Origin of the sequence: Sphingomonas sp. SORGH_AS_0438 (assembly GCF_031453475.1) — a bacterium.
Lineage (GTDB): Bacteria > Pseudomonadota > Alphaproteobacteria > Sphingomonadales > Sphingomonadaceae > Sphingomonas.
In genome coordinates this window covers 2171919-2191956 of record NZ_JAVIZS010000001.1, presented here as the reverse complement: position 1 = coordinate 2191956, position 20038 = coordinate 2171919, and the positions used below count along the sequence as shown (strand labels likewise).

Here is a 20038-nt window from a genome sequence, read left to right as displayed (position 1 = left end):
GGAGCGTGCGGATCAGGGCATTCGGGGCGCGAGAAAGCCGTTGGTGAGTAGCAGCACGCCGTTCGGGCGCACGATCTCGTCGGTGACGAAGGCATGGTCGCCATCGGCATTGGTGAGGGTCGGCACGTCGCCGGTCAGCGTCACGACCATCGGCTCGCCCGCGAGGGTCGCGAGTTCGGCGGTGCCGCCACCGGCCGTCACGCGACGACGCAGTTCGGCCCGGTCGATCGCGCCCTCGACCAGGTGATAATCGACCAGCCGCACTAGCATGGCGTGATTGTCGGGGGCGAGCAGCGATTCCGGCACCTCGGGCGCGAGCCGGCCATAGGCATCGTCGGTCATCGCGATCACCGTCACGGGTTGCGCGGCGGCGAGGCGGGGGGTGCCGCTGGCGCGGACGCCGGCCGCGAAGTGGAGCAGGGTCGGCGTGGCCGCGATCTCCTGCGCCAGGGATCGCCGCTCGGGGGCGGCCGTCGTGACCGGCGGGGCGACCGGCGACGCGGTCGGGGCGACGCAGCCGGCCAGCGCCAGCGTAAGGGCCAGTGGAGCGAGCCGCATCAGAAGGTCGCCGCCAGCACGTCGGCCATCAGGCGGAAATCGGGTTCGCGCGGCGAGGCGCGTCGCCAGACCAGCGCGATCCGCCGGACCGCATGTTCGGCGGCGAGCGGCCGCGCGACGATGCTGGTATGCTCCAATATGCCCGCCTGGATCGCCATTTCCGGCAGGATCGTCAGCCCCAGGCCGTGATCGACCATCTGCACGACCGTGTGGAGCGAAGTGCCCATCATCGTCGCCTCGGCTCGCAGTTCCGGGCGGTTGCATGCGGCGAGCGCATGATCCTTCAGGCAATGCCCGTCCTCCAGCATCAACAGGCGCGTCTCGTCGATATCGGCCGCCGGATAGACGGCGGGCGGCGGCTCGCTGCCCGATTGCTGGAAGGCGACGAACAGCCGGTCGTCGAACAGCGGCGCGCTCGCCACCTCGCCGCACGCATAGGGCAGGGCGAGTAGCACGCAGTCGGTGCGGCCATTGTGCAGGCCGTCGCACGCCGCCGCGCTCGGCTCCTCGCGCAGGAACAGCTTCAGGTCGGGATAATCCTGGCGCAGGCGCGGCAACATGCGCGGCAGGATGAAGGGCGCGATGGTCGGGATCACGCTCATCCGCATCTCGCCGGTCAGCGGCCGGCCGGCGGCGCGGGCCAGGTCGCCCAGCTCCTCCGCCTCGCGCAGCACGCGGCGCGCCTTCTCGACGAATCGCTCGCCCATCGGGGTGAAGCGGACGACGCGGCGGGTCCGTTCGACCAGGGTGACGCCGATCAGCGATTCGAGATCGCGCAAGCCCGCGGACAAGGTCGATTGCGTGACGAAACAGGCGTCGGCCGCCCGTCCGAAATGACCATGGTCGTGCAATGCCACCAGATATTGGAGCTGCTTGAGCGTCGGCAGATAAGTCGCGGCCATGATGTCCGCCTATCTCACCCGGCGAGCGCGCGCCACAGTCCGAACAGGCTGGTGACGATCAATATCACGCCGACCAGGATCAGCAGCGTGCGCGCGGGCACTTTCTTGGCCAGCATCGCGCCGAACGGCGCGGCCGCGACGCCGCCGATCAGCAGCCCCAGCGTCGCCACCGTCACCGCCGCCCAGCCGAGCTGCGCGATGAAGGTGGCGGAGATAGTCGCGGTCAGGAAGAATTCGGCGGTGTTGACCGTGCCGATCGTGGTGCGCGGCATCGCGCCCTGGACCAGCAGGTTGGAGGTCACCACCGGCCCCCAGCCGCCACCGCCGGCCGCGTCCAGGAAGCCGCCGGCCAGGCCCAGCGGCTCGACGATCTTCGGCTCCTTGGGCTGGGGCGGGTGGCGCAGAGCGCGGTAGAGGAGATAGACGCCGATCCCCGACAGATAGGCGAGGATGAACGGCTTGGCGGTGGCCGCCGAGATGTTGGAGAGGACATAGGCCCCCAGCACGCCGCCGATCACGCCGGGGATCATCAGCCGCAGGAACAGCCGCCAGTTGACGTTGCGATGCAGGACATGGCTGATCCCGGAGACGGCGGTGGTGAAGGTTTCCACCGTATGCACGCCGGCCGAGGCGGCGGCGGGCGGCACGCCGATCCATAGGAGCGCCGTATTGGAGATTACGCCGAACGCCATGCCGAGCGCCCCGTCGACGACCTGCGCGGCGAATCCGATCAGGATGAAGGGCCAGATCTGGGCAAAATCGAACGTCGCTAGGTCGGGCATGAAGATCCTTTCGCGGGCTCAACCTGCCGCGCCGCGCGAATATCCACAAGGTAGATAGACTTTAGGCCACCGATCCCGGCGCGGTGGGCCTGCTGGTAATCATGCGGCCCAAAGCCTAGATCATGCGTTCGACCGGGGTTGACGCGCCGGCCACGGCGACAAGGGGATTGTTATGCCAAATCGACTGGCATCCTATATCGATTCGATTCGGGCGCGCGATCCTGCGCCCCATAGCCGGCTGGAAATCCTGACCTATCCGGGCGTCTGGGCGCTGGCCGGACATCGCATCGCGCATCGTCTGTACAAGGCGCGCTTCTTCCTGCTGGCGCGGATCGTCAACCACTGGACCCGCGCCTGGACCGCGATCGACATCCATCCCGGCGCGAAGATCGGCCGCAACTTCTTCATCGACCACGGATTTGTCGTCATCGGCGAGACCGCGGAGATCGGCGACGACGTGACCATCTATCAATGCGTGACGCTGGGCGGCACCAGCCCCGACAATGGCGTCGCCGGCAAGCGCCACCCGACGGTGATGAACGGCGCGATCATCGGATCGGGCGCGCAGGTGCTGGGCCCGATCACGCTGGGTCCGCGCTCGCGCGTCGGCGCCAATGCGGTGGTGACGCGCGACGTGCCCGAGGGCGCGGTGATGGTGGGCATCCCGGCACGCCCGACGATGGTCGAGGGCGGACAGCAGACGCCGCGCTTCGTCCCCTATGGCACGCCCTGTTCGGAAAATTTCGATCCGGTAACGCAGCGCACCGAACTGCTCCGCTGCGAGGTGGAACAGCTCCGCCGCCGGCTCGATGCCCTGCTCGCCGACCAGCAGGGCGAGGGCGAGCGCGACCGGGCCTGATGGGGGTCGTTCCCTTTCCGCTGAACGGCGCGGGGCAGGTCGGCTTCGAACGGGCCGAATTGACGCGCATCCTGGACCTGTATGGCCGGATGGTCGCGGCGGGGCATTGGCGCGACTATGCGCTGGAACTGGGCCGGGACGCGGCGGTCTTCTCCGCCTTCCGCCGTACCGCCGAGCGGCCGGAAATCCGGATCGAGAAGCGACCCGCCTTGCGGAACCGCCAGGGCATGTGGGCGCTGATCGGCGAGGCGGGCGCGGTGCTGAAGCGCGGGCATGAACTGGGACCGGTGCTGGCGCCGGTCGAGCGGCGATTGATGAAACTGGTCGACGGGGAGTGATCGCCGTTCCGGTCGCGGCATGAAAAGTTGAGTGGTTTGAACGCGATGAGTGCCAATGTAGAAGCGGAACATGGTCCGTTCCGAATACCGGTCATGAGGCGCGACGCCCAGGCGCGTCGCGACGCGCTGCTGGATGCCGCGGTGATCTGTTTCCACCAGTCCGGCTATGGCGTCGCGCTGGAGGATGTCGCGGCGGCGGCCGGGGTGGGACGGGGCACGCTCTACCGCAACTTCAAGGATCGCATGGCGCTGGTGCTGGCGGTGTTCGAGCGCGAATTGCGGCGGATCGGCGAGCGGCTCGATCCGGCCGGGTCGCTGGACGACACCATCGCCACCATGGCGCTGGACGGCGCGCCGACGACGGCGTTGTTCAACCGGCTGGCGCTCGACCTGCCGCTCGACCCCGACAGCCGTCGCCAGTTCGAGATGCTGGCCGAACGCATGGCAACCATGCTGCGCCCGATCGTCGAGCGGGCGCATGACGAGGGGCGGCTCGACCGCTCGATCGGTACGCGGCAGGTGGTGCTGGTCATCCGCATGATCAGCAACCTGCTGCTCAAGCACCAGTCGCGCGAGGAGAAGCAGGCGGTGCTGGTGGAGGTGCTGGCGCTGTTCCGCCATGGCCTGTTGCCGCGTTCGGTGGCGTAGACGAGGACAAGAGCCTCGACCTTAGCGCGCCGCCCCGTCCCCATCCGGACGCGGCGGGGTCCAGCCCAAGCCGAGGCTCTTCTGCACGGCGATATAGCTGTTGGTCAGTTGCGCCTTGGCCTGCGCCACCGCGATCGCGGCTGACAGGCGCTGGCGCTCGATGTCGAGCTGGTCGATCGTCGCGCTGGTGCCGGCGCGGACGCGCTGGTCGTTGAGCGTGGCGGCGCGGGCCGCCGATGCTTCGGCCCGGGCGAGGTTGCCGAGCTGCGCGCGCAGATTGCCGAAGCGCGACAGCGACGTCTCCGCCTCCTGCAATGCTTGCAGCACGGTCTGGCGATAGCCGGCCTCCGCCTGGTCGCGCTGCGCCTCCGAGACGCGGGTGGCGGCGCGCGCCTTGCCGAAGTCGAGGAACGACCAGCTGAGCGTCGGCGCGCCAAGCGCGGTCAGCTTGCCCAGGTCGAAGATGTCGCCCGGCGAGGTGCCGCCCAGTCCGAGCAAGCCCAGGAACCGGACGGCGGGCAGCTCGCGCGCCTTGCTGACGCCGATGCCGGCGGTGGCGGCGGCGAGCTGGCGCTCGGCGGAGCGGATGTCGGGACGGCTGGCGATCAGCAGGGCCGGATCGCCGACCGGCACCTGCGCGGGCGGCAGCGGCACAGGCACGACGGTCGACAGCGTGGCGTCGAGCGCACCGGGGGTGCGACCGGTCAGGATCGCGATCTGGCCAAGATATTCGTCGCGTTGCGCGCCCAGTGGCACGGCCTGCGCCTCACTGGTTTCCAGCGCGGTCTGGAGCCGCTCGACATCCAGCGTCGAGGCGGTGCCGGCGTCGAAACGCTGGCGGGTGAGGGCGAGCTGGCGCTGCTGGAGCGCGGTCGATTGCTGGTTCAGGCGGATTCGCTGCTGCACGTCGCGCAGCGAGACATAGGCCTGCGCGACCTGCGCCGACAGGCTGACCTGCGCGTCGGCGAGGTCGGCGAAGCGCGCCTCGGCGGTGCGGCGGGTCTGCTCGATCCCGCGCCGCCCGCCGCCGAAGATGTCCGCTTCCCAGCCGACATTGAGGCCGAGATTGTAGAATTGCAGCGAGGTCGAGCCGCCGCCATCGCCCTGACTGCCGCCGCCGCTATTGCCACTGCCGCCCAGGTCGATGCCGGGCACCTCGGCATGGATGTACGTGCCGTTGGCGCTGACGCCGGGCAATTGCCCGCTGCGCTGCTGCGTGATCCGCGCCATCGCTTCGCGGATGCGGGCCTGCGCCTGGTCGATGCTGGGGTTATGCACCAGCGCATCGTCGACCAGCGCGGTCAGCGTCGGGTCGTTCAGCGTCTCCCACCAGCGCGCCAGGCCCGGCGTCGGCGTGAAGACGGGGTCGCTCGCGCGGACGAAGCGGCCGCGCGCGGCGGCGTCGGACGCGGTGGCGGGCGGCCCGGCATAATCGGGCCCGACGGTGCAGGCGGCGAGCAGGCCGACAAGCGGCAGGAGCGGCAAAATCTTCATCAGTGCGTCGCCGCGGGTGCGGCGTCCTTGGGCAGGGGGCGGAGGAACAGGACCAGGGGCAGCACGGCGAAGGTGCCCATGCCCATGATCCAGAAGATGTCGTTATAGGTCATGACCAGCGCCTGCGCCTGGACCTGCTGGCCGATCACGCGCAGCGCGGTCGAGGGGCCGCCGAACTGGCGCGAGATCCCGCCGACATAGTCCTGCACCGACACGGCATTGGCGTTCAGCGTCTCCTCGATCCGGCGCGAATGGAAGTACATGCGCGTGTCCTGGATGATCGCGATGCCGGCGAGCGCGAAGCTGCCGCCCAGGTTGCGCATCGCGTTGAACAGGCCGGACGCGTCGCCCGCATCCGCCGGCGGAACCGAGCGGATCGCCGCCTGGCTGAGGAACAACATGCCCAGGATCTGGCCGACGCCGCGCAGCAATTGCGAGTCGACGAAGCTCGATCCGTCCGACACCAGGGTCAGCGTCGTGTCGAGCAGCGCCGAGACGCCCATGATCGTCAGGCCGAAGCCGACCGCGATGCGGATATCGATATGGCGCAGCAGGTACGGCGTCATCGCGATCATGATCAGGCTGGGGATACCCGACAGCAGCACGATCTTGCCCGATTGCAGCGCGTTGTAATCGGCCACCGTCGCCAGGAACTGGGGGATGGCATAGGAGGTGCCGTAGAGCACGATGCCCAGCACCACGCCCATCATCGCCACCGCGCCGAACTGGCGGTCGAGCAGCAGCGACAGCTTGATGATCGGCCGCCGCGCCCGCACCTGCCCGACGAACAGCAGCGCGAAGCCGAACAGCGTCACCAGCGCCATGTAGCGGATCAGCTCGGACGAGAACCATTGCTCGCGCTGCCCCTCCTCCAGGAAGACGGTCAGGCCGCCCAGGCCGAGCGCCAGGCCGAGGATGCCCAGCCAGTCCGCCTCGCCGATCAGGTTGAGCCGCGAGCGTTCGTGCGGCAGGCCGACGAGCAGCAGGATCACGAGCAGCGCACAGACCGGCACGTTGAGGAAGAAGGCGTAGTGCCAGCTGACATTCTCGGTCAGCCAGCCGCCGATCAGCGGGCCGATCACCGGCCCCAGGATCGCGGTCATGCCGAACAGCGCGATGCCGACCGGCTGTTGCGACCGGGGCAGGCGCTGCGCGATGATCGTCTGCGCGGTCGGGATCATCGCGCCGCCGGTGAAGCCCTGGCCGACCCGGCCGATGATCATCATCGTCAGCGTCGTCGACAGGCCGCACAGCACCGAGAAGCCGGTGAACAGCCCCGCCGCGACGAGCAGGAAGGTGCGCAGGCCGAGCAGCCGGGTCAGCCAGGCCGACATCGGGATGATGACGATCTCCGCCACCAGATAGGCGGTGGCGATCCAGGTGCCCTCGGTCCCGCTGGCGCCGATCTCGCCCTGGATGGTCGGCAGCGACGAGTTGACGATCGAAATGTCCAGCGTCGCCATCAGCGCGCCGATCGTCCCCGCCGCGACCGCCAGCCAGGCGCTGGCGTCCGCGCGTTCCGGCACGCGTGCGGCGGCCGGGGCGCGCGCCGGGCGGGCAGGGGCAGCGGTCGCCATGTCAGTGCGCCCGCTGGTCGAGCTGGTCCTGCTGGTCGCGGATCCGCTTCAGGTCGCCCTTGGCGCCGATCGTGTCGACCGTCACCGTCACCGACAGGCCGGGGACGAGCAGCGCCCGCACCGCCGGCGTCGCGTCCAGCGCGATCCGCACCGGCACGCGCTGGGTGATCTTGGTGAAGTTGCCGGTCGCATTCTGCGGCGGGAGCAGCGAGAATTGCGCGCCCGTCCCCGGCGACAGGCTCTCGACCCGGCCGACCAGTTCGGTGCCGTCCAGCGCATCGACCTTGATCGTCGCCGGCTGGCCGACCCGCATCAGGGCGAGCTGCGTCTCCTTGAAGTTCGCCACGACATAGAGCTTGTCGAGCGGCACCAGCGACATGAGCCGCGTGCCGGCGCTGACGAACTGGCCGACTGTGACGGTCTTGTCGCCCACTCGGCCGGCGATCGGCGCGCGGAGCATCGTCGCGGTCAGGTCGACATCGGCGGCGCTGCGCTGCGCCTCGGCGGCCTGGCCCTGCGCGCGCGCCTGGCGGACCTGGGATTCGATCGAGGCGACCCGGCGCTGCTGGAGGGCGAGCGCGGCTTCGCGGGCGCGCACGTCGGCGGCGGATTGCGCGGCGGTGGTGCGGAGTTGCGCCAGCCGCTCGCGGGTCTCGGCACCGCTTGCCGCCAGCGGGGCATAGCGTGCGATCTCGCTGGCGTCATAGGCGGCCTTGGTCCGCGCCGCCGCCAGTTGCGCGGCGGTCTGCTCGATCGTCGCATATTGTTCGCGGATCTGCGCGCGCGCGCTGTCCGCCTGTGCGGCGGCGACCGCGATCTGCGCATCGGCCTGCGCCACCTGCGCGCGGTAATCGCGCGGGTTGATGCGGACCAGCGGCTGGCCCTGCTTCACGTCCTGGTTGTCGCCGACCAGCAACTCCTCGACATAGCCGGTCACGCGCGGGGCGATCGTCACCGCATCCGCCTGGATGCGCGCGTCGTTCGTCTCCTCCTGATACTTGCCATGCGTCTGGTAGCGCACGAACCACAGTGCCCCCAGGATCACCACGGCCAGCGCGACCAGCAACAGGATCAGCTTGGCGCGACCGCTCAGCTTGCGCTTGGGCTTGCCGTCCTGGTCGGTCGTCGTGGTGTTGTCGTCCGGCTGCCGATCGTCGCTCTCATGCTGCGAGTCCGCCATCTATTCGCCTCGATTGTCGTGCGCCCGGTCCAGCGGGGCGCGATGATGTCCGTCTTAACCGGACAATATGTCCGGTTAGCGATTTTCGCAAGGCTCAACCCTTTGTTTGCGGCCATGGGTCGGGTAGCGATGACCTCCGTGTCCTATCGTTCGTTTCCATCCCGCCTGGCCCTGTTCGCCGTACTGTCCACCGCCGCCGGATGCACCCATCTGCCCCCGCCCAGGATCGCCGACGCGCAGAACGCGCCGGTGCCCCAGCCGATCCGTTCCGCCGTCGCAACGACGGCGGAGGTGCAGCTGGACGTGCTGACCTTCAATATCGAGGGGCTGGGCTGGCCGGCGCGGCGGGGCCGCGGCGCCTCGCTGGCGCAGATCGGCGAGACGCTGGCACGGCTGCGGCGCGAGGGACGGGCCCCCGATGTGGTGCTGATCCAGGAGATGTTCAGCGCCGCCGCCGTGCGCGCGGTCCAGGCGATGGGCTATCCCAACATGGTCGTCGGCCCGTCGCGCACCCAGGGCAAGCGCATGGCCGGCACACCCGCCATGACCGGCCCCTTCCGCTGGAAGAAGGGCGAGACGGGCATGCACCTGGTCGGATCGGGACTGGCGATCCTCAGCCGCTATCCGATCGTCGCGCATGATGCGGAGCCGTTCGGCAAGCATCGCTGCGCGGGGCTGGACTGCCTCAGCAACAAGGGCATGGTCCATGCCCGGATCGCGATACCCGGCGTGCCCCAGCCGATCGACCTGTTCGACACACACCTGAACTCCCAGGGCGCGTCGCGCGTGCCGGCCAAGCGCAACGGCGAGGCGCACCGGTTGCAGGTCGGGCAGCTGGCCCGCTTCATCGACGCCTCGGCGCAAGCCGGGGTGCCGGCAATCCTGGGCGGCGACTTCAACATGCGCGGCTCGACCGAGCGGTTCGACCGCTTCCGCAGCACGTCGCGCCACTTCACGCTGGTGCATCAATATTGCGAGGCGAACCGGACGCTGTGCGACGTGCGCATGTCGTGGGACGGCGACGCCCCCTGGCTGGATACCGAGGATCTCCAGCTGTTCCATGACGGGACCCTGGTCGCGGTCCGCCCGGTGCGGGTGGAGGCGATGTTCGACGGGGCGGACGGCCTGCCGCAGCTCTCCGACCATGACGGCTTCCGCGTCACCTATCGCCTGCGCTGGACGCCGGATGCGGCGAAGCGGCCCGCCACAGGGTGAGATAGCCGAACACGCCCGACAGCAGCGAGGCGGCGAGGATGCCGAGCGAGGCCAGCTCGGTATGCTCGGCATCGGCAAAGGCCAGGTCGGCGATGAACAGCGAGATGGTGAAGCCGATCCCCGCCAGCGCGCCGATCCCCAGCACCATCCGCCAGGTCACGCCCTCCGGCAATGCGGCCTGTCCGGTGCGCGTCGCCGCCCAGGTCGCCGCCACGAAGCCGATCGGCTTGCCCAGCGCCAGCCCGACCAAGACCCCCAGCACCAGCGGCGAATGCAGGGCGCCTCCGATCAGTTGGGCGGAGAAATGGATGCGGACATTGGACAGGGCGAACAGCGGCAGCACGATATAGGACACCCAGGGAGTCAGGATGCGGACCAGCCGCTCCGCCGCCTCGTCGGTCGCCGCCGCCATTTCGTGGATATAGCCCAGCCGCTGCTCGGCCCGTTCGTTATGCCCCTCCGCCGCCTCGGCATCGGGAGCCTGCTCGGCCGCCGCCTGGGCACGCCGCAGCTGGTCGACCGGCCTCTGCACCCGCTCGGCGAAGCGGCGCGGCGACAGGCGCGAGCTGGTCGGCAGCAACAGCCCCACCGCGACCCCGGCTATGGTCGGGTGGATGCCCGATCCGAACACCCCGATCCACACCACCAGCCCCAGCAGCACATAGGGGATGGGCGCCACCCAGCGCAGTCGCAACAGTCCGACGATGCCCAAATAGCCGAAGCCGGCGAGCAGCAGGAACGGCCAGTGGATTTCGGCGGTATAGGCGAGCGCGATGACCAGCAGCCCGAACACGTCGTCGATCGCGGCGAAGGCGAGCAGCACCCCCCGCACGGCGGTGGGCAGGCGGGTGGTGAACATCGCCACGATCGCCAGGCTGAACGCGGTGTCCATCGCCGCGACGATGCCCCAGCCATGCTGCGTGTCGGTGCCGAGATTGAACACGAGATAGAAGGCGACCGGCACGACCAGCCCGCCGATCGCGCCGGCCACCGGGAAGATGGCGGTGCGCAGCGACGACAGCGATCCCTTGACGAACTCGCGCTTCACCTCGGTACCGATGATCAGGAAGAAGAGCGGCATCAGCGCGTCGTTGATCCACTCCGCCGCCGGTCGTGCCACCGCCCAGGCGCCATAGCTGACCCGCACCGGTCGATCCCAGAGCCGGATATAATCGGCCCCGAGCGATGAATTGACGATCACCATCGCGACGATCGACGCGATCAGCAAGGGGCCGCCGGAAACCTGGCCGATCGCGAAAAAGGGTTCGATCTTGCGCAGCACGGCGGCGGCGGGGGAGTGGTGCGCTCGGGCGGCGACGCGGCCATATAGCCGGGGGGAAAGGGCCATAAGGGGTCCGTGCTCGTTCGACTGTCCCGAGCATACGGTTCAGGTCCGGCGCATGTTCCCCGCGACCGTCTTGAGCGAAATTAGGTAAACGCCCAAAGCATTTGCGTTTTCAGGGCAATGCGTACAAGCCTTGGGGTCTAGTATCAGGATTGGCATGGCTTCCCATCTCCTTTCGACGGACCCCGGTGCGGATTTGTCCGCCTGTGACCGGGAACCGATTCACATTCCCGGCTCGATCCAGCCGCATGGTCTGTTGCTGGTAGCGGAGATCGCGAGCGACCTCGTCGTCGCCGGGGCGGGACCGATCGAGTCTGTGCTGGCCGCCGACTGGCTGGGGCGGTCGGTGGTCGACCTGCTCGGGCAGGATGTGCAGGGCCGGTTCGATCCCATGCCGGTCGGTTCGAGCAGCCTGCCCGGCACGCCGGTGACGGGGCTGGACGGTCACCGCTACGACGTGGCGCTGCACCGCGCCGGCGACCGGCTGCTGGTCGAGCTGGAACGCGCCGCCGACGCGCCGCTCAGCTCGGGCGAGATGCTGGCGCTGCTGGAGAATTTCGCGATCGGCTTCGAGCGGGCCGGCGATCTCAACGCGCTCTGCGCTCGCGCCGCCACCGCCTTTCGCGCGCTGACCGGCTTCGATCGGGTGATGGTCTATCGCTTCCTGGACGATGATGCGGGTCGCGTGGTGGCGGAGGATCGCGATCCGGCGCTGTCGCCCTTCCTGCATCATCATTTCCCCGCCTCCGACATTCCGCGTCAGGCGCGTGCACTCTATGTGCGCAATCGCGCCCGGGTGATCCCGGACGTGGATTACGAGGCCGCGCCGATCCGCCCGGCCCTGTGGCAGGACAGCGACCTGAGCGACGTGGCGGTGCGCAGCGTGTCGCCCATCCACCTCCGCTACCTGCGCAACATGGGGGTGCAGGCCTCCGCCTCCATCTCGATCGTCAAGGGCGGGCTGCTCTGGGGGCTGATCGCCTGCCACCATCGCACGCCGCACAGCCTGCCCGCCGACATCCGCGCCGGGGCGACCGTGCTGGCGGGCAGCCTGTCGCGCCAGATCCGCGCGAAGGAAGAGGCCGAAACCTATCGCGAGCGGCTGGGCCTGCGCGGGGTGGAAGACGCCATCGCCCCCCGTTTGTCGACCGCGCCCAGCCTGGCCGAGGCGGTGTCGCAGACGTGCCGCGAATTGCGCGAACTGCTGGGCGGCGATGGCCTGGCTTTCGTCGATGGCCGGACCGTGGTGGTGCGGGAGGGGCGATGCCCGCCCGACGCATTCCTCCGCGATCTGGTCGACTGGCTGCGGCAGCAGGGGGGCGAGCCCTTCTCCTCGCACATGCTCAGCGCCGCCTATCCGCCGGCCGCGACGCACTTTGCCGAGGCGAGCGGGCTGCTCGCCCTGCCGCAGCCGGAGGGGCCGGGGATGCTGCTCTGGTTCCGCGCCGAGCAGCCCGAGGAGATCGAATGGGCGGGCAATCCGCACAAGTCGGTCGCGCTGACGCATGGCGAGACGCTGACGCCGCGCGCTTCGTTCGAGACGTGGCGCGAAGAGGTGCGCGGTCGGTCGCGGCATTGGACGCTGGAAGAGATCGAGTCGGCGCGTCGCCTGGGCCGCACGCTCCTGGATGCCGATCGTGGTCGTCGCCTGCGCGACCTGAACGGCGAGCTGAACCGGACGGTCGCGGCGAAGGACGTGCTGCTCCAGCAGAAGGACCTGTTGATGAAGGAGGTCGACCACCGCATCCAGAACAGCCTGCAACTGGTCGCCGCCTTCCTGTCGATGCAGGCGCGCGCCGCCGGCCCCGGCGCGGTGGCCGACCAGCTGGGCGAAGCGCAGGCGCGGCTGTCGGCGGTGGCGCAGGTGCATCGCCGGCTCTACCGCGACGACCAGATCGAGACGATCGACCTGTCCCGCTATCTCAGCGAATTGACCGCCGACATGAAGGCGACGCTGGGTGAGGCCTGGGCGCGGCAGATGACGCTTGACCTCGCGCCGGTGCTGATCCCGACCGACCGGGCGGTGAAGATCGGCCTGATCCTGACCGAGCTGGTCATCAACGCGACCAAATATGCCTATCCCGGCGCGATGGGGCCGATCGCCATCGCCCTGGACCGGCACCATAGCCGCCTGCGGCTAATCGTCGCGGACGAGGGGAATGGCAAGCAGACGGTGGGCGGCACTGGGTTCGGCAGCCGGATGATGCTGGCGATGGTCCAGCAGCTGGGCGGCGAGCTGGAAATGGAGGACAATGCGCCCGGCCTGCGCGTGGTGATGACCGCGCCGATCGCGGCCTGATCGATCAGGCCGCGCGTTCGTAGAGCACGAAACAGGCCATCGCGCCGGCCACTGCCGCCGCCTGCCATTCCGGCGAGGCGTCCGCCGCCCTGTTCTCGATCGCGGCAAGCAGCGCGCGCCATTCACCGGGCAGGTGGCGGGCCCCCAGATAGCGGCTCGGCCATCCCGCCGCCACGGAGCGCGCCAGCAGGGTGCCGCCCAGCCGCGAGCCCTCCGTCACATAGAGCGCGCCCCAGGCCGCCGCATCGCCGTCCGGCGTGAAGGGCAGGGGCGTCGGCATCGTCCGGCCCAGATCGGCGAGATCGCCACCGAGTAGGCTGGTCCGCTCGCGCCAGGAGGGCAGGTCGGGATGCGCGACGAGGGCCGCCTCCACCGCCGGCAGCGCGCGGGCATGGGCGGTGAGGAAGGCGGCATAATCGTCGCGATCGTCCAGGCGGAACGCGCCGTAAGCGGCGTCGACCCGGTCATGGGCCGGGCCGCTCGCCGCGCGCAATCGCTGGACGAAGCCGGGATCGGCGGTCATGCGGCCGCCGACAGCGTCGGATCGCCCGCCGCATCGTCCCGACCGGCAGCGATGTCGCGGATCAGTCCCTGCCGCCGCGCGACGATCGTCGGGACCAGCGCCTGACCGGCGACGTTGACGGCGGTGCGGCCCATGTCGAGGATCGGGTCGATCGCCAGCAACAGCCCCGCGCCCTCCAGCGGCAGGCCGAGCGTGGTCAGCGTCAGCGTCAGCATCACCAGCGCGCCGGTCAACCCGGCGGTGGCCGCCGATCCGATCACCGACACCAGCACGACCAGCAGATAATCGGCGGCGTGGAGCGGGATGCCGTAATATTGCGCGACGAACAGCGCCGCCACCGCCGGATAGACGGCGGCGCAGCCGTCCATCTTGGTGGTCGCGGCGAAGGGGACGGCGAAGGCGGCATATTCGCGCGGCACACCGATCCGCTCCACCGCCGCCTCGGTGACGGGCAGGGTGGCGATCGAGGAGCGCGAGACGAAGCCGAGCTGGATCGCGGGCCAGGCGGCGGCGAAGAAGCGCCCGACCGACAGGCCGTTGGCGCGCAACAGCAGCGGATAGACGACCAGCAGCACCAGCGCGAGACCGATATAGACCGCGCCCGCGAAGGCGCCGAGCGCGGACAGCGACTGCCAGCCATACTGCACTACCGCATGGCCGAGCAGCCCGGCGGTGCCGATCGGGGTCAGCCGCACGATCCAGCGCAGCACGCGGCGGAAGATGGCGAGCGCGGCGGCGTTGAACGCCAGGAACGCCTCGCCCTGCGCGCCGACGCGGACGGCGGCGATGCCGATCGCGATGGCGACGACGATGATCTGGAGGATGTTGAACGACAGGCTGGTGGTCGCCACCCCGTCCGCCAGCCTGGTCGAGGCGGCGAGGCCCAGGATGTTCGCCGGCACCAGCCCGCGCAGGAAGTCGAGCCAGGAGCCGGTCGTGGCAGGCCGCACCGCCGCCGCCGCATCGACCCCGGCATGGGCACCGGGCGCGATGACGGTGGCGAGCACCAGCCCGATGCTGACCGCGATCAATGCGGTGATGGCGAACCAGATCAGGGTACTGGCGACGAGGCGCGCGGCATTGCCCAGGTCGCGCAGCGCGGCGATCGACGCGACGATGGCGGTGAAGACCAGCGGCACGACCAGCGCGCGGAGCAACTGCACGAAGATCTCGCCGATGATCCGCAGCCCCTCGGCCAGCCCGCTCTCGGCACCGAGCGCGCGCGCCCAGACGCCCAGCACCAGCCCGACGGCCATGCCCAGGAAGACCTGGACGCTGAAGGATGGAAGTTTCATGGCGCCGCTGTTGCTGGCACGGCCCGGAAAAGACAGCAAGCTTTGGTGCGCCGCAGCAAAGTCGGGCTTGTCGCGGGATGAACGGTTTGTCGTTTTCCGTCCGTGGGTTGCCGAACCGCACTGCGTTCCCCCGCCTCGGCAGGGGAACGGAAGGGCCTAGCGCGTCAGTCGGCGGATGAAGCCGATCAGCCCGGTCTGGCGCGAACGCTTGAGGCGTTCCGCCGCCAGGATCGTCTTCACGCCGCGGAAACACTCCTCGACATCGTCATTGACCAGCACATAGTCATAGCCGTCCCAGTGGCTGACCTCGTTGGCGGCGCGCGCCATGCGGGCGTCGATCACCTCGACCGAGTCGGTGGCGCGGCGTTCCAGACGGTCGCGCAACTCCTCCATCGAGGGCGGGAAGATGAACACGCGCACCACGTCGCCGCCCGCGATCTGGAAGAGCTGCTGCGCGCCCTGCCAGTCGATGTCGAACAGCACGTCCTTGCCGGCGGCGAGCATCGCCTCGACCTGCGCGCGCGGCGTGCCGTAGCGATTGCCGAAGACATGCGCCCATTCCAGGAATTCGTCGTCCGCGACCATGCGGCGGAATTCCTCCAGGTCGACGAAGTGGTAATCCTTGCCGTCGATCTCGCCGGGGCGCACCGGCCGGGTCGTCGCCGACACGGACAGGGCGAGTTCGGGCTCGTCCGCCAGCAGCTTGCGCGCGATCGTCGACTTGCCGGCGCCGGAGGGGGAGGACAGGACGAAGAGCATCCCACGGCGCTTCAGGCCATGGGCGTCGGTCGGGGGATAGTGCGCCATGCCCGCCTTTGGCCAAGCCGGGGCGGGGCCGTCAAGCCGATACGCCGAAAGGCGGCCGACCGTCGTCCGGTCGACCGCCCGAAATCCGGGTGGAAATCGCCTTAGAAGCCGCGCGGCTCCATCCGCGAGGCGCGACGGCGGTCATAGGCCTTTTTCGCGACATAGCCGCCGCCCAGCAGCATCCCGAGCGGACCCATGCGACGCAGGCCGCCACCAACCAGCGCGCCCATGGCGGCACCCTTCAACCCGCCGCGGCCATCGCGACGATCCATTTCGCGTCCCACCAGCGCACCGATAATCTTGCCGATCATTGCTTCTCTCCCTTCACGACGTCCACGAGTTCGCCGGCTCCCCGCAACACTGCCCAGCCGACCGCGTAGGTGATCGCCATGGGCACCGCGACCTTCAGCACATTGGCGATGATCGCGCCCTTCAGCGCGCCGTCCCAGCTGGCATCGTCGTCGCCGTTCATCGAATCGATCACGCCGCCGACCAGGGCGCCGATGGTGGTTGCACTCACGAAAGCATCTCCTCGTATACCAGGATAAGCGTCGGACCGCCCCGGGAGTTCCCTTAGCGGCCGATCATCGCCTCGGGCCGCACCACGCGGTCGAACGTCTCGGCATCGACCAGGCCCAGTGCCAGTCCCGCCTCCTTCAGCGTCAACCCTTCCGCATGGGCGTGCTTGGCGATCTTGGCGGCATTGTCGTAGCCGATCTCGGGCGCCAGTGCGGTGACCAGCATCAGTGACCGGTCGACCAGTTCGGCGATGCGAGCGCGATTGGCGGTCATGCCGGCCACCGTCCGGTCGGCGAAGCTGGTCATGCCGGTGGCGAGCAGGTCGATCGAGCGCAGCACGTTCGCGCCGATCAGCGGCTTGAAGACATTGAGCTCCAGATGACCCTGGAGGCCGCCCACCGTGACCGCGACATTGTTGCCCATCACCTGGGCCGCGACCATCGTCAGCATCTCGTTCTGGGTCGGATTGACCTTGCCGGGCATGATCGAGCTGCCCGGCTCGTTCGCCGGCAGGTCGAGTTCGCCCAGGCCGGAGCGCGGGCCGGAGCCGAGCAGGCGGATGTCGTTGGCGATCTTGGTCAGCGCCACCGCCAGCACGTTGAGCGTGCCGTGCAGGTCGACCAGCCCGTCATTGGCGGCCAGCGCCTCGAACTTGTTGGCGGCGGTGACGAATTCCAGACCGGTCAGCGCGGCGATCTCCGCCGCCACCGCCTCGGCGAAGCCGGCCGGTGCGTTGAGCCCGGTGCCGACCGCCGTGCCGCCTTGCGCCAGCGGCAGGATGTTGCGGGCCAGCGTCCCCTCGATCCGCGCCCGCGCGCTGGCGAGCTGTGCGGCATAGCCGGAGAATTCCTGGCCCAGCGTCAGCGGCGTCGCATCCTGCAAATGCGTGCGGCCGATCTTGACGATGTCTTCCCACGCCTTCGCCTTGGCATCGAGCGCCGCATGGAGATGGTCGAGCGCGGGGAGCAGCGTGCGTGTCACCGCCAGGGCGGCCGCGACATGCAGCGCGGTCGGGAAGCTGTCGTTCGAGGACTGGCCACGATTGACGTCGTCATTGGGATGGACCGGCACCTTGCCGCCGCGCGCGCCGGTCAGCATCTCGTTGGCGCGGCCGGCGATCACCTCGTTGACGTTCATGTTCGACTGGGTGCCGCTGCCGGTCTGCCAGATGACCAGCGGGAACTGGTTGTCCAGCCGGCCGTCGATCACCTCGGCGGCGGCCGCGTCGATCGCATCGGCCTTGTCATCGTCCAGCCCATGGTCGCGGTTCACCCGCGCCGCCGCCCGCTTCACGATGGCGAGCGCATGGACGATGCCGATCGGCATCTGCTCGCGCGCGCCGAAGGGGAAATTCTCCAGGCTGCGTTCGGTCTGCGCGCCCCAATAGGCGGTGGCGGGAACTTCGATCGCGCCGATCGAGTCGGTTTCGGTGCGGGTGTCGGTCATGGGCGTCCTCTCTACTGCACGGCGTCAAGGATCGTGCGCCGGCAAGGTTGCATCCTGGTGAAAACGATCCCCCCGGACGGGTATTGACTACACTCGTAATCGATGTGACTACAGCTGTAATCACAAAGGAGGCGAGTCGTGGCCGAGCGGATCAGCGATGCGGAACATGCCGTGATGGAGGTTCTGTGGGAGGAGGCGCCGCTGACGGCGCAGGATGTCGCCGAACGGGTCGACCCGGCGCGCGGCTGGAGCGCCAATACCGTCAAGACATTGCTCGGCCGGCTGCTCGCCAAGGCGGCGATCGCGCATGAGGAGGATGGCCGCCGCTATCTCTATCGCCCGCTGGTCCAGCGTGACGACTATGTCAGCGGCGAATCGCGGCGGCTGATCGACCGGCTGTTCGGCGGCCGGCTGACCCCGCTGGTCGCGCATCTGGCCGAACGGGACGAGCTGACCCAGCGCGACATCGCCGAGATCGAGGCCCTGCTGAAGGATCTAAAGGCATGACCGCGGCCCTCACCGCCTGGGGGGCGGAGGCCGTGCTGGCGTCGGCGCTGCTGATGGCGCTGGTGCTGCTGGTGCGGGGACCGGTGCGGCGCATCTTCGGGCCGCAGATCGCCTATGGCCTGTGGGCGCTGCCGGCGCTCCGGCTGGTGCTGCCGCCGATGCCGGCATCGTGGCGCGAGCAGGCGGCCATGCCGATCTCGCGCGCCAGCGATGCAGTGACGGTGCTGATCCTGCCGGGCACCGCTCCCGTCGCCGAGGCACCGGCGATGGCCACCGTCGCCGCGCCGGTCGCGGCGACGGGGGTCGATTGGAGCGGCATCGACTGGCTGGCGATCGGCGCAGGGCTGTGGCTGGCGGGGGCGCTCGCCTTCTTCGTCCATCATTGCCTGTCGCACCGGCGCTTCTGCCGGCGATTGCTGCGCGACGCGCGGCTGCTCGACCGGATCGACGGCGTGGCGGTGGTCGAGAGCCATCATGCCACCGGGCCGCTCGCCTTCGGGATCAAGCGCCGCTTCGTCGCCTTCCCGCGCGACTTCGACGAACGCTATGACGCGGACGAGCGGTCGCTCGCCCTGGCGCACGAGCTGGGCCATCACCAGCGCGGTGATCTGGTCGCCAACTGGGCGGCGCTGGCGGTGCTCGCGCTCCATTGGTTCAACCCGCTGGCATGGCGCGCCTTTCGCGCCTTCCGCGCCGACCAGGAACTGGCCAACGACGCCCGCGTGCTGGCCGGCCGCAGCCGTGCCGATCGCCACATTTATGCCTGCGCCATCGTCAAGGCGGCGCATGGTGGCGCGGTGTCGGCCGCCTGCCACCTCCACACCATCACCGATCTGAAAGGGAGACTGAAGATGCTGACGATTGCCAAGCCGTCGCGCACGCGGCTGATGACCGGGGCCGCCGCAGTGCTGGGCGTGGTGACGGCGGGGCTGATCGGCACCGCCTCGGGCACCAGCGCCACCGCCGCCATTGCCGCCCGGATGGGCGAGGCGACGGGCGGGGCGATGTCCTCCATGCCGGCCATGCCCGCCATGCCGCCCATGGCGAAGACGTCCGCCATCCCCGATGCGCGCAGTGGCAGGACGACCCGAGTCGTCGTGGTGAAGAACGGCAAGACCACCACCTATGAAGGCTCGGCGGCGGAAGCCTATCTGGCCGATCATCCCGCGCCCGTGCCGCCCGTGCCGCCGGTTGCGCCGCGCGCACTCCAGGCCCCGGTCGCGCCAGCCGCTCCGGCCGCGCCGGGTGCCGCCTCGGCGATGGGCGTCACGCTGCCCACCCCGCCGGTTCCGCCGCGCCCGCTCGCCGGAATGCCGACGGCGGCCGAGATGCGGGCGATGGTCGATATCCGCTCGGGCAGCTGCGGCCCGGACACGGGCGCCAAAGCCTATGTCGTCAGCCGCACCAGCAACGGCCATCGCTCGACCGTGATCTGTACCGACCGCATCCAGGCGGCGGCGCGGGCCGGACAATTGACCGAGGCGGACCAGGTCCGAATTCAGCGCGAGTCGATGACGGCGGCGCTGTCCGGCCTGGAGACGGCCCGTGCCGCGCTCGCCAGTAACGCATCGATCCCTGCCGAGGGACAGCGCGAGGCGCTGGCCGGAATCGATGAATCGATGGCCGATCTTCGCCAGCAAATGGCGGAAATCGGGAAGGATTGATCCATCGGCTCCCGCCATCGCGGGCGGGGTCCGCAGGCGCGCGCAAGGGTTTTCGCCCTTGCGCGCCGCGCCGTGTCGGG

At 69.6% G+C, this 20038-nt stretch carries 20 protein-coding genes; 7 read left to right on the top strand and 13 right to left on the bottom strand.

What is annotated here, in order from left to right:
* Positions 1-12: 12 nt before the first annotated feature.
* From QE452_RS10170 to QE452_RS10160, 3 genes are read right to left on the bottom strand one after another with little or no spacing between them, the layout of a single operon-like run.
* On the bottom strand, positions 13-558 hold the full coding sequence (locus QE452_RS10170; RefSeq protein ID WP_309657925.1) for a fasciclin domain-containing protein: 546 nt from the start codon (positions 556-558) through the stop codon (positions 13-15).
* Positions 558-1460 (bottom strand): hydrogen peroxide-inducible genes activator, encoded by a 903-nt coding sequence (locus tag QE452_RS10165; protein WP_125993212.1) that lies wholly within the window; start codon positions 1458-1460, stop codon positions 558-560. The genes QE452_RS10170 and QE452_RS10165 overlap by 1 nt, the downstream gene beginning before the upstream one ends.
* 14 nt (positions 1461-1474) lie before the next feature.
* Positions 1475-2242: a sulfite exporter TauE/SafE family protein gene (locus tag QE452_RS10160; protein WP_309657926.1), complete on the bottom strand. Its 768-nt coding sequence runs from the start codon at positions 2240-2242 to the stop codon at positions 1475-1477.
* A gap of 172 nt (positions 2243-2414) precedes the next feature.
* Between QE452_RS10160 and epsC the strand changes: the two genes are divergently transcribed.
* From epsC to QE452_RS10145, 3 genes are all read left to right on the top strand, one after another.
* Positions 2415-3101, top strand: a complete 687-nt coding sequence (gene epsC / locus QE452_RS10155) for a serine O-acetyltransferase EpsC (protein WP_125993210.1) — start codon at positions 2415-2417, stop codon at positions 3099-3101.
* Positions 3101-3439 carry a DUF2794 domain-containing protein gene (locus QE452_RS10150; RefSeq protein WP_125993209.1) on the top strand — a complete coding sequence of 113 codons (339 nt, stop codon included), beginning with the start codon at positions 3101-3103 and terminating at the stop codon, positions 3437-3439. The genes epsC and QE452_RS10150 overlap by 1 nt, the downstream gene beginning before the upstream one ends.
* Positions 3440-3532: 93 nt before the next feature.
* Complete coding sequence (locus QE452_RS10145) at positions 3533-4087, top strand: helix-turn-helix domain-containing protein (protein WP_309729989.1); 555 nt, start codon at positions 3533-3535, stop codon at positions 4085-4087.
* A gap of 21 nt (positions 4088-4108) precedes the next feature.
* Here QE452_RS10145 and QE452_RS10140 read toward each other — a convergent pair whose 3' ends face one another.
* From QE452_RS10140 to QE452_RS10130, 3 genes are read right to left on the bottom strand one after another with little or no spacing between them, the layout of a single operon-like run.
* Positions 4109-5581 carry an efflux transporter outer membrane subunit gene (locus QE452_RS10140; protein ID WP_309657928.1) on the bottom strand — a complete coding sequence of 491 codons (1473 nt, stop codon included), beginning with the start codon at positions 5579-5581 and terminating at the stop codon, positions 4109-4111.
* Positions 5581-7158 (bottom strand): MDR family MFS transporter, encoded by a 1578-nt coding sequence (locus QE452_RS10135; RefSeq protein WP_309729986.1) that lies wholly within the window; start codon positions 7156-7158, stop codon positions 5581-5583. The genes QE452_RS10140 and QE452_RS10135 overlap by 1 nt, the downstream gene beginning before the upstream one ends.
* Before the next feature lies 1 nt (position 7159).
* Entirely contained in the window at positions 7160-8338 is a 1179-nt protein-coding gene (locus tag QE452_RS10130) for an HlyD family secretion protein (RefSeq protein ID WP_309657930.1), read from the bottom strand.
* Positions 8339-8467: 129 nt separating this feature from the next.
* Between QE452_RS10130 and QE452_RS10125 the strand changes: the two genes are divergently transcribed.
* Positions 8468-9553 (top strand): endonuclease/exonuclease/phosphatase family protein, encoded by a 1086-nt coding sequence (locus QE452_RS10125; protein ID WP_309657931.1) that lies wholly within the window; start codon positions 8468-8470, stop codon positions 9551-9553.
* Here the strand turns inward: QE452_RS10125 and nhaA are convergent.
* Positions 9498-10901 carry a Na+/H+ antiporter NhaA gene (nhaA, locus tag QE452_RS10120; RefSeq protein ID WP_309657932.1) on the bottom strand — a complete coding sequence of 468 codons (1404 nt, stop codon included), beginning with the start codon at positions 10899-10901 and terminating at the stop codon, positions 9498-9500. The genes QE452_RS10125 and nhaA overlap by 56 nt on opposite strands.
* 154 nt (positions 10902-11055) lie before the next feature.
* On the opposite strand from nhaA, the gene QE452_RS10115 reads away from it, so the two are divergent.
* The gene (locus QE452_RS10115) at positions 11056-13197 is read left to right on the top strand and encodes a histidine kinase dimerization/phosphoacceptor domain -containing protein (protein WP_309657933.1); all 2142 of its coding nucleotides are present in this window, start codon (positions 11056-11058) and stop codon (positions 13195-13197) included.
* A gap of 4 nt (positions 13198-13201) precedes the next feature.
* Here QE452_RS10115 and QE452_RS10110 read toward each other — a convergent pair whose 3' ends face one another.
* The 6 genes from QE452_RS10110 to fumC form a co-directional block, all read right to left on the bottom strand.
* Positions 13202-13720 carry a biliverdin-producing heme oxygenase gene (locus tag QE452_RS10110; RefSeq protein WP_309657934.1) on the bottom strand — a complete coding sequence of 173 codons (519 nt, stop codon included), beginning with the start codon at positions 13718-13720 and terminating at the stop codon, positions 13202-13204.
* The gene (locus QE452_RS10105) at positions 13717-15015 is read right to left on the bottom strand and encodes a dicarboxylate/amino acid:cation symporter (protein ID WP_309657935.1); all 1299 of its coding nucleotides are present in this window, start codon (positions 15013-15015) and stop codon (positions 13717-13719) included. Before QE452_RS10105 ends, QE452_RS10110 begins: the two co-directional genes overlap by 4 nt.
* 156 nt (positions 15016-15171) lie before the next feature.
* A complete protein-coding gene (gmk, locus tag QE452_RS10100; protein ID WP_309657936.1) occupies positions 15172-15822 on the bottom strand; it encodes a guanylate kinase in 651 nt (216 codons plus the stop codon).
* Positions 15823-15923: 101 nt separating this feature from the next.
* The gene (locus tag QE452_RS10095) at positions 15924-16133 is read right to left on the bottom strand and encodes a hypothetical protein (RefSeq protein WP_125993199.1); all 210 of its coding nucleotides are present in this window, start codon (positions 16131-16133) and stop codon (positions 15924-15926) included.
* Positions 16130-16342: a hypothetical protein gene (locus QE452_RS10090; RefSeq protein ID WP_309657937.1), complete on the bottom strand. Its 213-nt coding sequence runs from the start codon at positions 16340-16342 to the stop codon at positions 16130-16132. Before QE452_RS10090 ends, QE452_RS10095 begins: the two co-directional genes overlap by 4 nt.
* 53 nt (positions 16343-16395) lie before the next feature.
* Positions 16396-17787 carry a class II fumarate hydratase gene (fumC, locus tag QE452_RS10085; protein ID WP_309657938.1) on the bottom strand — a complete coding sequence of 464 codons (1392 nt, stop codon included), beginning with the start codon at positions 17785-17787 and terminating at the stop codon, positions 16396-16398.
* Between the two features lie 138 nt (positions 17788-17925).
* Between fumC and QE452_RS10080 the strand changes: the two genes are divergently transcribed.
* Together QE452_RS10080 and QE452_RS10075 are read left to right on the top strand one after the other, a co-directional pair.
* Positions 17926-18294 (top strand): BlaI/MecI/CopY family transcriptional regulator, encoded by a 369-nt coding sequence (locus QE452_RS10080; protein WP_125993196.1) that lies wholly within the window; start codon positions 17926-17928, stop codon positions 18292-18294.
* On the top strand, positions 18291-19958 hold the full coding sequence (locus tag QE452_RS10075; RefSeq protein ID WP_309657939.1) for a M56 family metallopeptidase: 1668 nt from the start codon (positions 18291-18293) through the stop codon (positions 19956-19958). Before QE452_RS10080 ends, QE452_RS10075 begins: the two co-directional genes overlap by 4 nt.
* The last annotated feature ends 80 nt before the right edge of the window (positions 19959-20038 follow it).

Excerpts from the sequence above, each read along its gene's own strand:
- gmk (WP_309657936.1), bottom strand. The coding sequence starts at position 15,822 with ATGGCGCACTATCCCCCGACCGACGCCCATGGCCTGAAGCGCCGTGGG.
- QE452_RS10105 (WP_309657935.1), bottom strand. The coding sequence starts at position 15,015 with ATGAAACTTCCATCCTTCAGCGTCCAGGTCTTCCTGGGCATGGCCGTC.
- epsC (WP_125993210.1), top strand. The coding sequence starts at position 2,415 with ATGCCAAATCGACTGGCATCCTATATCGATTCGATTCGGGCGCGCGAT.
- QE452_RS10135 (WP_309729986.1), bottom strand. The coding sequence starts at position 7,158 with ATGGCGACCGCTGCCCCTGCCCGCCCGGCGCGCGCCCCGGCCGCCGCA.
- QE452_RS10160 (WP_309657926.1), bottom strand. The coding sequence starts at position 2,242 with ATGCCCGACCTAGCGACGTTCGATTTTGCCCAGATCTGGCCCTTCATC.
- QE452_RS10140 (WP_309657928.1), bottom strand. The coding sequence starts at position 5,581 with ATGAAGATTTTGCCGCTCCTGCCGCTTGTCGGCCTGCTCGCCGCCTGC.
- QE452_RS10150 (WP_125993209.1), top strand. The coding sequence starts at position 3,101 with ATGGGGGTCGTTCCCTTTCCGCTGAACGGCGCGGGGCAGGTCGGCTTC.
- QE452_RS10125 (WP_309657931.1), top strand. The coding sequence starts at position 8,468 with ATGACCTCCGTGTCCTATCGTTCGTTTCCATCCCGCCTGGCCCTGTTC.
- nhaA (WP_309657932.1), bottom strand. The coding sequence starts at position 10,901 with ATGGCCCTTTCCCCCCGGCTATATGGCCGCGTCGCCGCCCGAGCGCAC.
- QE452_RS10170 (WP_309657925.1), bottom strand. The coding sequence starts at position 558 with ATGCGGCTCGCTCCACTGGCCCTTACGCTGGCGCTGGCCGGCTGCGTC.
- QE452_RS10165 (WP_125993212.1), bottom strand. The coding sequence starts at position 1,460 with ATGGCCGCGACTTATCTGCCGACGCTCAAGCAGCTCCAATATCTGGTG.
- QE452_RS10115 (WP_309657933.1), top strand. The coding sequence starts at position 11,056 with ATGGCTTCCCATCTCCTTTCGACGGACCCCGGTGCGGATTTGTCCGCC.
- fumC (WP_309657938.1), bottom strand. The coding sequence starts at position 17,787 with ATGACCGACACCCGCACCGAAACCGACTCGATCGGCGCGATCGAAGTT.
- QE452_RS10075 (WP_309657939.1), top strand. The coding sequence starts at position 18,291 with ATGACCGCGGCCCTCACCGCCTGGGGGGCGGAGGCCGTGCTGGCGTCG.
- QE452_RS10145 (WP_309729989.1), top strand. The coding sequence starts at position 3,533 with ATGAGGCGCGACGCCCAGGCGCGTCGCGACGCGCTGCTGGATGCCGCG.
- QE452_RS10095 (WP_125993199.1), bottom strand. The coding sequence starts at position 16,133 with ATGATCGGCAAGATTATCGGTGCGCTGGTGGGACGCGAAATGGATCGT.
- QE452_RS10110 (WP_309657934.1), bottom strand. The coding sequence starts at position 13,720 with ATGACCGCCGATCCCGGCTTCGTCCAGCGATTGCGCGCGGCGAGCGGC.
- QE452_RS10130 (WP_309657930.1), bottom strand. The coding sequence starts at position 8,338 with ATGGCGGACTCGCAGCATGAGAGCGACGATCGGCAGCCGGACGACAAC.